The organism is Spongiactinospora sp. 9N601, from assembly GCF_044326295.1.
Taxonomy (GTDB): Bacteria; Actinomycetota; Actinomycetes; order Streptosporangiales; family Streptosporangiaceae; genus Spongiactinospora; species Spongiactinospora gelatinilytica.
In genome coordinates this window covers 166,429-178,802 of record NZ_JBIRBB010000015.1, presented here as the reverse complement: position 1 = coordinate 178,802, position 12,374 = coordinate 166,429, and the positions used below count along the sequence as shown (strand labels likewise).

Annotated in this window: 10 protein-coding genes and 1 pseudogene; 5 read left to right on the top strand and 6 right to left on the bottom strand. The window is 68.8% G+C overall.

What is annotated here, in order from left to right; all coding sequences use genetic code 11:
* Nucleotides 1–118 precede the first annotated feature (118 nt).
* Nucleotides 119–307 (bottom strand): hypothetical protein, encoded by a 189-nt coding sequence (locus ACH34R_RS32250; RefSeq protein ID WP_397565336.1) that lies wholly within the window; start codon nucleotides 305–307, stop codon nucleotides 119–121.
* A 73-nt stretch (nucleotides 308–380) separates the two neighbouring features.
* Nucleotides 381–725 (bottom strand): hypothetical protein, encoded by a 345-nt coding sequence (locus ACH34R_RS32245; protein ID WP_397565335.1) that lies wholly within the window; start codon nucleotides 723–725, stop codon nucleotides 381–383.
* A gap of 233 nt (nucleotides 726–958) precedes the next feature.
* Between ACH34R_RS32245 and ACH34R_RS32240 the strand changes: the two are divergent.
* Both ACH34R_RS32240 and ACH34R_RS32235 read left to right on the top strand, forming a co-directional pair.
* A pseudogene (locus ACH34R_RS32240) lies at nucleotides 959–1,240 on the top strand (multiprotein-bridging factor 1 family protein); the annotation flags it as partial.
* A gap of 84 nt (nucleotides 1,241–1,324) precedes the next feature.
* Nucleotides 1,325–2,338: a hypothetical protein gene (locus ACH34R_RS32235; RefSeq protein ID WP_397565369.1), complete on the top strand. Its 1,014-nt coding sequence runs from the start codon at nucleotides 1,325–1,327 to the stop codon at nucleotides 2,336–2,338.
* Here ACH34R_RS32235 and ACH34R_RS32230 read toward each other — a convergent pair.
* The 3 genes from ACH34R_RS32230 to ACH34R_RS32220 form a co-directional block, all read right to left on the bottom strand.
* A complete protein-coding gene (locus ACH34R_RS32230; RefSeq protein ID WP_397565334.1) occupies nucleotides 2,323–3,459 on the bottom strand; it encodes a methyltransferase domain-containing protein in 1,137 nt (378 codons plus the stop codon). The genes ACH34R_RS32235 and ACH34R_RS32230 overlap by 16 nt on opposite strands.
* Before the next feature lie 103 nt (nucleotides 3,460–3,562).
* On the bottom strand, nucleotides 3,563–4,735 hold the full coding sequence (locus ACH34R_RS32225; RefSeq protein ID WP_397565333.1) for a methyltransferase domain-containing protein: 1,173 nt from the start codon (nucleotides 4,733–4,735) through the stop codon (nucleotides 3,563–3,565).
* On the bottom strand, nucleotides 4,732–5,673 hold the full coding sequence (locus tag ACH34R_RS32220; RefSeq protein ID WP_397565332.1) for a radical SAM protein: 942 nt from the start codon (nucleotides 5,671–5,673) through the stop codon (nucleotides 4,732–4,734). The genes ACH34R_RS32225 and ACH34R_RS32220 overlap by 4 nt, the downstream gene beginning before the upstream one ends.
* 334 nt (nucleotides 5,674–6,007) lie before the next feature.
* On the opposite strand from ACH34R_RS32220, the gene ACH34R_RS32215 reads away from it, so the two are divergent.
* Together ACH34R_RS32215 and ACH34R_RS32210 are read left to right on the top strand one after the other, a co-directional pair.
* Nucleotides 6,008–8,281, top strand: coding sequence for a hypothetical protein (locus ACH34R_RS32215; RefSeq protein WP_397565331.1), 2,274 nt, complete (start codon nucleotides 6,008–6,010; stop codon nucleotides 8,279–8,281).
* 30 nt (nucleotides 8,282–8,311) lie between these two features.
* Entirely contained in the window at nucleotides 8,312–8,542 is a 231-nt protein-coding gene (locus tag ACH34R_RS32210; RefSeq protein ID WP_397565330.1) for a hypothetical protein, read from the top strand.
* Here the strand turns inward: ACH34R_RS32210 and ACH34R_RS32205 are convergent.
* Nucleotides 8,508–9,347, bottom strand: a complete 840-nt coding sequence (locus tag ACH34R_RS32205; RefSeq protein WP_397565329.1) for a MarR family transcriptional regulator — start codon at nucleotides 9,345–9,347, stop codon at nucleotides 8,508–8,510. The genes ACH34R_RS32210 and ACH34R_RS32205 overlap by 35 nt on opposite strands.
* 455 nt (nucleotides 9,348–9,802) lie before the next feature.
* Between ACH34R_RS32205 and ACH34R_RS32200 the strand changes: the two genes are divergently transcribed.
* A complete protein-coding gene (locus ACH34R_RS32200; protein ID WP_397565368.1) occupies nucleotides 9,803–12,238 on the top strand; it encodes an NPP1 family protein in 2,436 nt (811 codons plus the stop codon).
* Nucleotides 12,239–12,374: the final 136 nt, after the last annotated feature.

Below are 12,374 nucleotides of genomic sequence, written 5' to 3'. Positions count from 1 at the left end.
TGGGGGGGGCGGGCGGGTCGGCACTACCGGTTCCGGCCCGCCCGCTCGGGGTCCTGCAATCCCCGTCGTACGGCGCGGCAGCGACCGCGCCGTGCTGCCGCGCCTGCTCATGGTGTGATCACTCACGCGTCCCAGGCACGATCGTGGTCGTGCCGCTTTTACGATGTGCGGTGACCAGCGTCTCGCCGTAGTGGTAGCCGATGCCGACGACCCGCAGATGCGCCAGCCGTACCCGCCCCCAGCCGTCATCGAGGGCTTCGAGGGCATCCAGCATGGCCTTCTCGGCGGCGGCCACACTGCCGGTCACGCCGCTCGCGCCGGACTGGACTTCCCAGACCGCGAGCAGGGGAGGCCCGGCAGAGCGGCGGAGGACAGGAGGGTCAAAGAGGAGCTGCGACATGCCGCACCTCTACAGGAGGCTGCGGGCCGGGGTTCAGCAGCGCGTAGTCGCCCGCCAGCGCCTCGGCTGCGCCGGCCACCGTGCCGCGGTGAACGTACAGCGGGACGCCCGGCTGGAGCTCGCGCGGGCTGTGCCACCAGATCCCGTCGTCCTTGACGGCCGCGACCAGACCGTGGCACACCGACACCAGTACTTTGCCGCGGTCTTCGATGAGGGTGATGCCGCGCAACCCCAAGCCGATGAGTGCCACGACGAGCTGCTTGGCGGTCGCGGTGGTCTCGGGTCGTGTGCGTACTAGCTGGTAGGGAGGCATGAACGGGTCCATCAGACACGCTCCCAGTGCCGTTGATGTTCAGGTCCGCGATGCCGCGCACTATCAGGTACTTTCACGTCGAATCCGGCGAATCCGCTCACGATCTTCGCCAGCGCCTTATTCTTATGCACTAAGTCGCACCTCCTTTGCGGCCAGGGGCCCGCCGAGTTACTGCCCAGCCGCTCGGCGGGTTCCCGCATTGTCATGGCCCGATTGGATCGGACAGTGCAATATTGGCTGTGGTGATGGACGCGAACCAGCCCTTTCTTGTGGAGAGCTGGAGTCTCCACAACTCCACAGGATCGCCAGGCCATGAGCAGGGGACGACCATGACAAAAGCCCCAGGACCAGAATGGGAGCACTTCGGCGCTACGTTGCGCGCATACCGTGACGCGGCGAAACTGACGTTACGAGAAGCGGCTCAAGGGGTTACAGAGTTTTCAGGGCTGGGCAAATGGGAGCGAGGGGTACATATACCGCCCCTCGAATCCGTTGCCGCTCTCGACCGGAAGTTCGGCGCGGATGGCCAACTTGTGGAATTGTATGCCACTATCGCCGAAGGAGACCGATTGCGTAGTCTGGGACGATACCCCCTCAGTGAGGAAGAGGAAATGGAGCGCCGCCGCCTGCTGCTCTTGGCCGCTACCGGGCTCGGCCTCGCCGCCGCACCTGGCGGGCGTGCCGAAGCCACCCGTGAACTACTCGACATGACTCTCCAGCCCCCGCGCGCTCTGGAGGATTGGCACATCGCCTGCGCGGATCATCTGCACGCGATCCGCACCCGTCCCGCCGCCCAGGTACACGATGATCTGCTCACAGACCTTGTGGTCATCCAACAGCAGATGACGACCGCCCGCGCTGCTGAGGCGTTGGAACTCCAGCGCGTGACGGCTACTTTGTCGGCCTACCACGCTGGCGTGCTCACCCGGCTCGGTGAGGTCGGGCCGGCGTTGCGCTGGTACCGGACGGCTCGCGGGGCGGCCGAAGTGAGCGGCGACATGGGGTTATTGCTGCGGATTGCCGGTAACGAGGCCAATTTCAGCCAGTTCGGCCTGCGCGACCCGGCGACGAACCTACGGGTGATCGACAATGCTCTCAAGCGCGTGGGTGACGCCCCAAGGCCGTCCGCGGGGCTGGCACTGCTCACCGGTGTCCGGTCGATCACGCTGGCTCTGCTCGGCCGCAAAGAGGAGGCCCGCACAGCCGTGCAGCGACTGCTGGACATGTCCGAACGCGGTGTTCCTACTGTTGAGGGCATCTGGGATACCGCAGAGCACCCGCTGAACTACATGTGCGCCCAGGCGTATTCCTGCATCGGTGACTTCGTCCGGGCGGAGGAGATGCGGCAGCGTGTCCTGGCTGCGTCTGGCATCTCTATGGGGTATCACGTCCCGGTCAATCTAGCCCTGTACAGCGCGATGTGCACGGTGGTGAACGGCGGTGTCGAGGAGGGGATACGGGAGGCGTCTGCGGTGCTGGACTCATTGCGTGCGCCGTACCGGAACACGATGATCACGAAAACGTGTCGCCGGGTCTTGCGTGCCGTACCGGTCGAGCAGCGTAAAAGCACCGCGGTACGCGAGTTCCGTGCCCTGCTACCTCTTGATCATCAACCGATCGTGTGATCGGGCGTATCCAGCCACACCCGCTGCCCGTCCGGGGTGACGGTCATCCCGAAGCGGTCCCGGCCGGGCTCGCCCCATGCCTCCCACCGGAAGTAGGCGTCGGTCACCTCCTCCCACAATGGCCGATCGCCGACCTGGTAGACCTGGTGGTCGTCGATGTCCGGCCGCCAGGTGACCGTGCACCATTGGTCGTGGTCGGCCGGGTCGGTGATGGCGAACACGTAGCCACCGTCGCCGGTCTGGAATCCGTAGGAACTGAGGCCGGTGAGCGAGGCCATCGCCAGGCCCGCCCCGGGCGGCGCGGACGCCACGGTCCTGGGGTCGATGCGGGTCGTGGCGCAATGGATCCGGTCGGCATCAGGTGTCGGCCGGCCCCGCGGGTCACGCTGGGAGCGCATCATCATGTAGGAGGAGTAGCCGGGGAACCGTCCGTGCGCGATGCCGTCCGGAGTGACGATCAGGCGCAGCGCGTGGTCGTCGCCGAAGTTCGGGCACCAGGGCGCGACGATGACGCCGCCGGGGCGGGTCTGCTCGACCCAGGCGTACGGCACGGTGCGAATGCCGCAGGTGACGTGTACCCGGGCGTAGGGCGCGCGGTCCGGCGCGCCGTCCGCGCCGTCGCCGACGATCAGGCGCGGGTGTACTCCGGCTTCGCTGAGGTTCTTCGCGGCCCGCTCGCCCACCGCCGCATCGACCTCGATCGAGGTGACGTTCCGCTCGCCGGCGAGGTGGGACAGCAGGGCGGCGGTCCACCCGGTGCCCGTGCCGATCTCCAGCACCCGGTCGCCGGCGGCGGGGGCGAGGTTTTCCAGCAGGTAGGCGATGCTCGCGATGGCGGAGCTTGAGCAGGTGTAGTCGCCTTCGACCCGGCGGATGTCGGTGGCTCCGTCGTCGAGCTGGGTGACGATGGAGTGCCGGGAGTACACGGCACTCCACCATCCCCTGGGGTCGGCGTGCCTGTCGATGACCGTGGGTTCGGCGTCGCTGGGCGCGAGCAGGGCGACATCGGGGATGAAGTGGTGACGGGGTACCGCCCGTAGCGCCTCCTCGACGAATCCGGGGATGCCGTCCACGGCGCTGATCATGCCCTCGATTCGTCGCCGGACGGCACTGTCGTCCACTACTTCTTGCCACCCTTCGGGTTGGCGTGCGCGCCCCCGGGCCGCTGGTCCGTGTCCGGATCCGGCTTGGGCGGGGTGAGGGGCTGGGCCACCAGGGTGACGGTCATCCTGGGCCGATGGTCGTGGTCCAGGAGCCCCGTCGGAGCTTGATCACACCCTCCGGCGAGATGGTGGCTTCCGCCCCCCGGAACGGCAGTTCGCCATGTCGGACCCAGTAGTCCCGTACGTCATCCAGGTAGTCCCATAGGCGGCGCGGCCCGCCCTGGTGGACGGTCACCGCTCCCTCACGTTCTTCGGCGCGGGCCCAGGAGCCATCGGGGTGGGTCATGACCCCGATGCGGGTGCCGTCCTTGTGCTCGTCGTAGTAGTGCTCGATGCCGGGAGCGAGCAGTTCCAGCATCGTCCGCACATCCCAGGTGCTGACCACGTCCAGGACCGGGTACCGGCCGGGCGCAACGGACTCCCCTTCCTCGTCGAGGGCGCGGCTCAGTGGTTGCCGGTCGCGGGGCGGGTAGTCCGAGCCGGCGCGGGCGCGCATGAACCCGGCGCGATCGAACTGGATCATGCCGATCGCGCCCCCGTCCGCCTGCTTGTCGGCGGTGAGGATGAGGCTGGTGCCGGTGATGGTGGTGGCCAGCCGACCGCCTACTCTCAACGCGGCCAGCCAGGACGCCGGGATGGCGGGGCCGACCGCCACGGTGGCGACGATCCGATCCCCCTCCCAGTCGAGCGGGCCCGTTGCGTCTCCGGTGATGATGCGCGGCCGATACCCGCTCTCCTCCAGCCGTTCGGCTGCGGCCTTGTTGAGGTAGGGGTCCACGTCGATGGCGGTCACCCTCTCCGCGCCGAGCCGGGCGCACAGTACGGCGGTGCCGTACCCGCTGCCCGTGCCCACGTCCAGGACCGTGCTGTGGTCGCCGATCGACGTGTGCCGGAACATCTTGGTGATCAGCCCCGGCAGCGTGGACGACGACGTAGGGTGACCGCTCGGTCGGGCGCCGGGCTCGGCATGGTCGGCGTGCAGGCCGCCGATGCGGGTGACGAGCGTCCAGTCGCGGTACGCGGCGGCCAGCCACCGATCATGGTCACTCTCACCGACCCGCAGATCCCACCCGTCGCGGGTCTTCGCCCACCAGCGCGGCACGAAGATGTGGCGTGGTGTGGCGGCGATCGGCTCCCGCCACCGGGAGCCGGGCGGGGTCGCCGCGGCGGCGAGCGCAGCGGCATGGCCCTTCCAGTCCATAGGGACGTACCCCTCCTCCGCCGCCCGGCTCACCGGCTGTCCGCCCGGAGGTGGCGGACGGGCCGGATCGTCGGGAGGATGAGGGCGTTGCCTTCGCATTCGGTATAGGCGGGTGGGCAGTCGTCGCCGTCGTAGGCCGGCGGGCACTCGTTCACCGGCTCACAGGGCGGGTCGCCGCGGCGGGGCCGGGGCACCTGCGTGAGCAGGTCATGCCAGGCAGGCCCAGCCAGGATGTCGCGCAGATCAATGTCCCGGATGTTCCCCGCGGAGGGCAGGAACCGTGACATGACGCACAGGCGGACCTCGCCATCCCAGGAGACGGCGGCGCGGCCGTCGCCGCACCGCCCGCAGAGCTCGTTCACGTCGGCCTCGATGCCCATCTCCTCAGTGGCGCGGCCGATGCCGCGCATCCGATCGACCGGGGCAAGGCGGGTGACGCCGAGTGCGGCCATCTCGGCGTGGGCTTCGCCGGCGCGCTGACCGTCGAACAGCTCCACGATCGCGACCTTGAGCGGGATGCCACGTTCCAGCGCCGCCACGATCGCGGCGCGAGTCCGCTGGTGCGAACCGGGCCGCCCGGTGACCTTGTCGTGCAGGTCGGCCTGGTCGCTGTAGTAGCTGGTGGCCACCGTCACCTTGGGGCGGGAGAACAGCTCCCACTGAACGGCGGTGACGCGGTACAGATTGGTGAACACCTGCAACTCCAAGCCCACGCTGAGGGCATGGTCGGCCAGCGGCAGGAAATCGGGATACATGGTCGCCTCGCCACCGATGAACTGCACCCGTCTGATGCCTGCGGCGGGCGCGGTGCTGAGAAGGCGCTCCCAGTCGGCGCGGGTCATGCTGCCATGCCCCTCAGTGGGGGACGATCTTGAGTAGCAATGGCGGCAGGCGAGTTGGCAGCGGTTGGTCAGTTCGCATTCGAGGAACCACACCGGCGCGGGGGTGCCGGTCGTGGCATGGGGGCTCATGACTCCCCTTTGCCTGGGTCGACTTCCTAACGTGACGGTACGGCTACGCGAGAGGGGCGGACAAGGGGAGGCCCAGAATGCGTAGGTACGGCGAGTAGCCGAGCGCCGGCGGTGGCCGGTGGGGCGCCATTAGGGGTCCTCCCTCACGTTGGGTGATCATCTCTTATCGAAACGCACAATACCCTTCGCCGCCGACAATTGGCCGACGCATACAAAGGTGGCTAACGTATGCGCTTTTATCCGTTAGATGCCCACGTCAGGAGATTTCCGGAATCGGTTGATCAACTTTTCATCGGGTCGCTACAGTTGGCGCTCCAACTTTGGGGAGTACGCCGTGCGTCGTTATCGTTTCGGCAGGGTCGCCGCGTTCATCGTGGCGGGTTATGTGGTCATCGCGATCGCCTTGGGCGTCGTGACGCTCGTCACCGACAGGCTCGACTTCGTGTGGTGGGCCGTCGTGCGCGAGCCGCTGATGGAAGGGCTCGTCGCCACGTGGTGGGTCGTCCTGCTGCTGGCTCCGGTGGTGGCGGTGCAGGCGTGGGCCTACTGGCAGGTGCTGCGCGGCCCGGTACGCGGGGACCCGCCGCCCCGGGACCGGTGGGTGACGCTGCTGCGCTGGGCGATCTATCTGAACGTCGCCTGGTCCTTCGTCGCGTACACCGTGTTCCCCTGGACGTGGTGGCAGAGCGCACTGGACTCCGTGTGGCATCTGGGCACCGTCGTGCTGTTCTTCCTGGTGCTGCGCTCTTCGCGGTGGCTGCGGCTCGCCGTGCTCGTCGGAGGGACGTTGAGCGGGCTGGCCGGGATCGCCGACTCTGTGGCGTACGGCCTCGGGTCCCCGTCAGGACTCCAATCCGTGACGCTATGGAGCGACCTGTTCTGGCTGGCCTGGATGCTGCCGATCCTGGTGGCGCAGGCCAGGGATCCCCGCTGGAGCAGAGCCACGGTGGGGATCGGCGTGCTCTGCGTGGTGGTGAACCTCCTCCACCCTTCGGCGCTCGCGATTGCGTTCGTGAGTGACGAGGTGCCCGTTGAGTTGCTGGTCTGGTCGCTGTTCGGGGCCCTCGACGTCTTCGGGATGATCTGGCGGGCCCGTTCGGCGCACGACCTCGCGAGCCCGCTCACCGCCGGACCGCCACAGCGACCTGCCCGAGCACCGGCCCGGTGGTGGCCGCTGCCGGCGTCGGCCGTCGTACTGCCGTTGGTCCCCGCCGCCGTCAACCTCGCTCACGGCATGCCGTTCTGGCACGGACCCCGGGGCGAGATCGAGCGTTTCATCCGCGAGGACGGCGGGGTCGCCACGATCAGGGCGTGGTTCGCCCTGGACCTGCTCGTCGGAGTCGGCGTCCCCGCGCTGCTGATCCTGGCGGCGGTCCTGCTCCGCACGCGGCTCCTGCTCCGGGGGACGGTGCTGTTCCTGGCCCTCACCGCCGCGATCGGCGTGCTCGGCGTACTCACCAATGAGCCGGACAGTTGGGACACCATCCCCGGCGCACTGGCGTGGTACCCGGAGAGCCTGTTCGTCAGGGACGGGCAGATCGTGCTGACCGGCGGCATTTCGCCGCTCTGGTTCAGCGCCGCCCTCGCGGCCTCCGCGCTCATCCTGTTCTTGCTGTACGCCCCGGCCCCGGCCGAACGCCCGCGCCACCACGTACTTCTGGCCGCGCTCGCCTCGGCCGTGCTCGTCACCTTCCTCCCCGCCGCCGCCCACTCCCCCGGCCCGGTCACCATGGCGGCGGACTGCGGGCCGCGCCAGAACCGGCTGACCTTCCAGGACGAAGAGCCCAAGCTGACCCCCGCGCAGCGGTTCGTGTGCGCGATCCGCAAGGACACCGCGTTCAAGTACGTCGCCACCGCCCCCGACCGGGCGCTTCTCGCGCATGGCCGGCAACTGTGCGGCATCTACACGCGCGACGACCCTCAGGAGGTCGCCCGCCTGCACGCCTGGCAGGGGCTGCAACGCGACGCCCTGACGTACCCGCTGGCCCCGATCTGCCCCCGCGCCGCCGCGGTCGTCAAAGCGGCGGAGGACGCCCGGAACAGGGAGTTCGCGGAGTGGGAGGCGGACGCCCGGCGCATGTGCGAGGCGACCCCGCGCCACCGTCCGCTCATCAAGCCGGTCAAGGCGACCCGGGTCAAGGAGCCGCAGTGGACGGACTACGGGGTCATGGAGGCGTACGGCGCCCCCGGGGACGACTACGACCTCGCCGGCATGGAACTCATGAACAAGGCCCAGGACAACGGCCTGGTCGCCGCCCGCCCCGGCCACCTGCTGGTGCTGACCCACTCCGACACCGACGTGTGCGTCACGGTGGAGACCTACGACCGCCGCCCGCCGGTCGAGACCAAGGGCTGGGAGCATGTCGTCGAGGTCGGCTACCGGAAGACCGGCGGCTCCATCGTGCTCGCGGATCAGATGGCGGGCGGCGACCAAGGGCTTCCCGACCTCGCACTCGACGGCTACCAGGGCCCGTACCGAATCCGCGTCCACTACGCGTGGTTCCCGTGGAAGGGCGAGCAGGAGGGCGGCCAGCGACTGCTGGTCATGGCCTTCCCGGGGAAGAGTGACAAGGTCGTCACCTACCGTGAGCCGAGCCGCCGCCGGTGACCACCCCCGAGTGCCCCTACGATGCGGGGCATGTACAAGATCACGCTTGTCTTCGTGGCCGCGGGCACGGCCCTGATCGCCTGGGGGCTGCTGGCCCTGCTCTTCGATGCCCAGGTCTGGGCGGGGATCGCGTTAGGCGAGGAGCGGCTCGCGTTCGCCTTGGAGAGGCTGGGCAAACCCGCCCTGCTCATCGTGGCGGGCGCGGGCGTGATGCTGGGCGGGATCGCTACCGCGGTCCTGTCCCGGGCGAGCCGTGGGTGAGGGCGGCGGAGGCGGTGATGAGACGGGTCATGGCCTGCTGAAAGCCGGTGCGCTCGGCGGGCGTCCAACCGGCGGTGAGAGTGGCGAAGGTCTCGTCCTGCCACCGGTGGGCCGCGGCCAGGAAGTCGTGGCCCGCGTCGGTCAGGGTGACGGTACGGCGGCGCGCGTCGGTCTCGGACGGGGTCATCGCGAGCAGGCCGCGCCCGGCGGCGTGGGCGAGCATGCGGGACGCGCCGGACTGGTCGATGCCGAGTTCGGCGGCCACGTCGTTGACGGTCACCTCGCCGCGCTCCTGAAGGGCGCAGACGGCCTCGGTCACCAGCACCTCACGGCCCCGCTCGCCGTCGTCCGGCCCATGCCGCCGCCGTGACCAGTGCCGGACGAACCGGAACAACGCCTGCCCCGCGCCCTCCGCATCGGGGCCGCCCTCGGTCTCGGCGAGTCCAGGGTGAATGGACGCGAAGTCCAGCGCGGCTCGAAGATCAGAAAACCGGAGCGCGGTGGAGACCCGGTCGCCGGTGACGCGGAAGACCGTGGCGACCTGGCTCCACGCCTCGTCGCCCGGCCAGCGCGCGTCCTGCTCGACGACCATCACCCGGTCACCGACCGGATGCCACGCCCGAGGCCGCAGCCGGATCCCCGATCGCGCGATCCACTCGGCGAACCCCTCCGCCGTGATCACCCCCGCCCCCTTCGGCCCGTTGACCACGACCTGATCGGCCACGACCCCTCGCGCCGCCGCCAGATCGCCCGCGTTCACGACCTCGTGCCATCGCCCGATCGCCGCTTCTGTACGTTCCGCCATGTCCATGCGATAAGCATATATGCGAATCACATGCACCTCGAACATGGGCCCCCACCTGGCGAACGGTCAGAAAGTGAGCAGTGAAACGGACTGTCGATTGGTCAGTGGTGCGCGCGACGCTGGCCCCTGATCCTTCGGCGTCGCCGGAGATGCGCGCGGGCACCCCGCCGTTGAACCCGGCCCGGGGCCGGGGGTGGGCCAGTACCGGCGAAATCGACGACCGACGGCGTCAAGAACGCCGCCTCGCCGGTTGAGCGCGACTTCAGATGGGACACCGATCAGTGCGAATCCTGAGACCACGCGCCGGGAGCGGCGCCGAAGGGACCCCGCCACCACCCGGCGGACTTTGGGCGGTGAGGCGGGCATTACCCGGGCCGCGTACGGCGGCACCGATCCGCACGGCCGTCGCCCGTCCGCGCCGTAGTGGGCGGCGGCTCACGGCCTCCGCCTTGGCGGTGACCTTGATCGCCGCCCTGGGGATCGCCGGCGCGGCATCGCCCGCCTGGGCCGAGCCGCCGCCGCCAGAGATCAAGGAGAACGCCAGCGCCGCGAACCTCAGGTTCCAGCCCGCCATGGACTATGACGAGGACGGCTGCTACGCGTCCGTGGCCATCGGCCCCGACGGGACCCTGACCCCGGGCCTGCCCCTCGGCGGGGCGCTGAACGGCGCGTGCCGCGACGCGTCCGACCTGGACAACAGCAACATGTACGCGCGCTCCCGCTGCAACACCAACGGGTGGTGCGCGCACATGTACGACCTGTACTTCCAGAAGGACCAGACCACACAACCCGGCTGCGACGTCTGCGGGCACACGCACGACTGGGAGCACATCATCGTCTGGACCAAGGACGACAAGCCCGAGTACGTCGCCACCTCCCTCCACGGCAACTACGACATCAAGAAGGCCACCGAGGTCGAGTTCCACGACGGCACCCACCCGAAGATCGTCTACCACAAGGACGGGGGCTTCACGCACGGGTTCCGCTTCGCCGATTCGCGTCATCCGCTACAGAACCACTACCGCAGATGGCACCTCCCGGATCTGGTGAGCTGGGAGGGCTACCCCTCGACCGGAGTGCGGGACACCCTCGCCGGGCACAACTGGGGCAAGGCCACCTTCGGCCTCAAGGACCAGGACGACACCTTCCGGAAGAACGTCGAAGAGGCCCACAAGGATCTGCCGTTCGACTTCAACCCCGCCGAACACCGCCTGCCGGCGGGCATGTCGGACCCGAACCTGCCGCCGCCCGCGCGCGAGATCCGCGTGATGGGGCTCGGGTCCTCCAGCGTGGTCGGCGAGGGCAGCACGCACGGGAACGGTTTCCGGGCCGACGCCGACCGGGGGTTCGGAGAGATCGCCGATCGCAACGCCGGTGTGCCGAACCCGGGCTCCGATGCCTCCACGCCCCGGGTGGACTGGGTGGGCTCCCGCCGGGTGGGCACGATGGCGGATCGGGAGATGGAAGGCTGGGGGGGCCGTGTGATCAGCGAGATCGCCGGTAAGGCGAGCTGTCCCGTCCGGACCTACCAGCCCAACCTCATCACCCTCCTCGCCGGCGGGAACGACGTCATCTATGACCAGATGGACGGTGCGATCGGCCGGCTGGAGAACCTGATCAAGCAGGTCATGACCGATGCCCCGGGAGTCACCGTCCTGGTCGCGGGGATGCAGCCCTTCCACGATGCCGCGCGGAACGCACGGGGGGAGGCGTTCACGGCCCAGATCTCCGACCTGGTGAAGCGGCTCGCGGAGGATGGCCTGCACGTGGTCTACGCCGACACGACCGGCCTGGACCGGGCCGATGTCGGTTCTGATGGCATCCATGCCACCGACGCGGGCTACCGGAAGATCGCGGACGCGTTCGTGAAGGCGGCCCGCCAGGCGAACGACAGGAAGTGGATCCTTCCGCCGAACGCCCAGGCGCCGAACGCGGGTTCCCATCCCTGTGGGATGGAGGACCTTGGATCGGGCGCCGAAGAAGTTGAAGAGACCAACCCCAACAAACTGGGGCCCAACTGGGACGACCGGGGCGTCATCCAGGACGTGCAGTACCCCTCTTCGACCCGTTTCATGATGGTCGACATAAACAAGGACCGCAAAGCCGAATTCGTGACCGTGGACAAGGACCAGAATGTTCGGTTCTGGTGGAACAGCGGTCCTTCCGGAAGGAAATGGGTACCCTTCGTCGAAGGCACGCACTCCATCAAACCCGACCCCGGCGCGATCGGCAACCAGTTGCGATTCGGTGACGTCGATGGCGACGGCTTCCCGGACTGCATGATCGTGGATCTCACCGGACGTATATTCGTCCGCACCTGGAAGGGCGAGAATCCGGCCGGTTCGCGCATGTGCATGAAGAAGTACGACGGCATCGCCAGCGTGTTCTCCAACGGCTCCACGGGCGACCGGCTGAAAACCGACCCGGCCACGAAGATCCGGTTCGCCGACGTCACCGGGGGCGGGCGGGACGACTACCTGCTGATCCAGCCGGACGGCACCACGACGGCCTGGTACAACCGGGACTTCCAGAACAAGGACGGCCGCAAGTGGCTGGACTGGACGCCTCCCCAGAACATCAGCCGCGCCCTGAAGCTTCCCCGGGAGATCAGGTACGCGGACATCAACGGCGACAAGCGCGCCGACCGCGTCCTGATCACCGCCAATGGCGGCGCGCGGGCCTGGATCAACGAAGGGGCCAAGGGCGCGGGCGGAAAGCTGCGCGACATCGGAAGAATCGCCGGTGACGCCGATGTTCCGCCCAAGGACGTCCAAATCGCCGACATCGACGGAGACGGCAAGGCCGACTTCCTGCGCATCGGCTGGACCGGCGTCACCCACGCCTGGCTCAACAGACTGCCGGCGAACTACTTCGACACCTTCCACCCCTAGCAGGTTCCACAGCCACTGACACCGTGCCGCCCGCGTCCGGCTCACCACCATCCGCACCAGAGCCGGACGCCGGGCGCCGCACGAACGGCAGGGCGTCCTCCGCCGTCCCCGTGTGGGTCACCACCGGCAGGTGCGA

Excerpts from the sequence above, each read along its gene's own strand:
- ACH34R_RS32245 (WP_397565335.1), bottom strand. The coding sequence starts at position 725 with ATGGACCCGTTCATGCCTCCCTACCAGCTAGTACGCACACGACCCGAG.
- ACH34R_RS32235 (WP_397565369.1), top strand. The coding sequence starts at position 1,325 with ATGGAGCGCCGCCGCCTGCTGCTCTTGGCCGCTACCGGGCTCGGCCTC.
- ACH34R_RS32220 (WP_397565332.1), bottom strand. The coding sequence starts at position 5,673 with ATGAGCCCCCATGCCACGACCGGCACCCCCGCGCCGGTGTGGTTCCTC.
- ACH34R_RS32210 (WP_397565330.1), top strand. The coding sequence starts at position 8,312 with ATGTACAAGATCACGCTTGTCTTCGTGGCCGCGGGCACGGCCCTGATC.
- ACH34R_RS32205 (WP_397565329.1), bottom strand. The coding sequence starts at position 9,347 with ATGGCGGAACGTACAGAAGCGGCGATCGGGCGATGGCACGAGGTCGTG.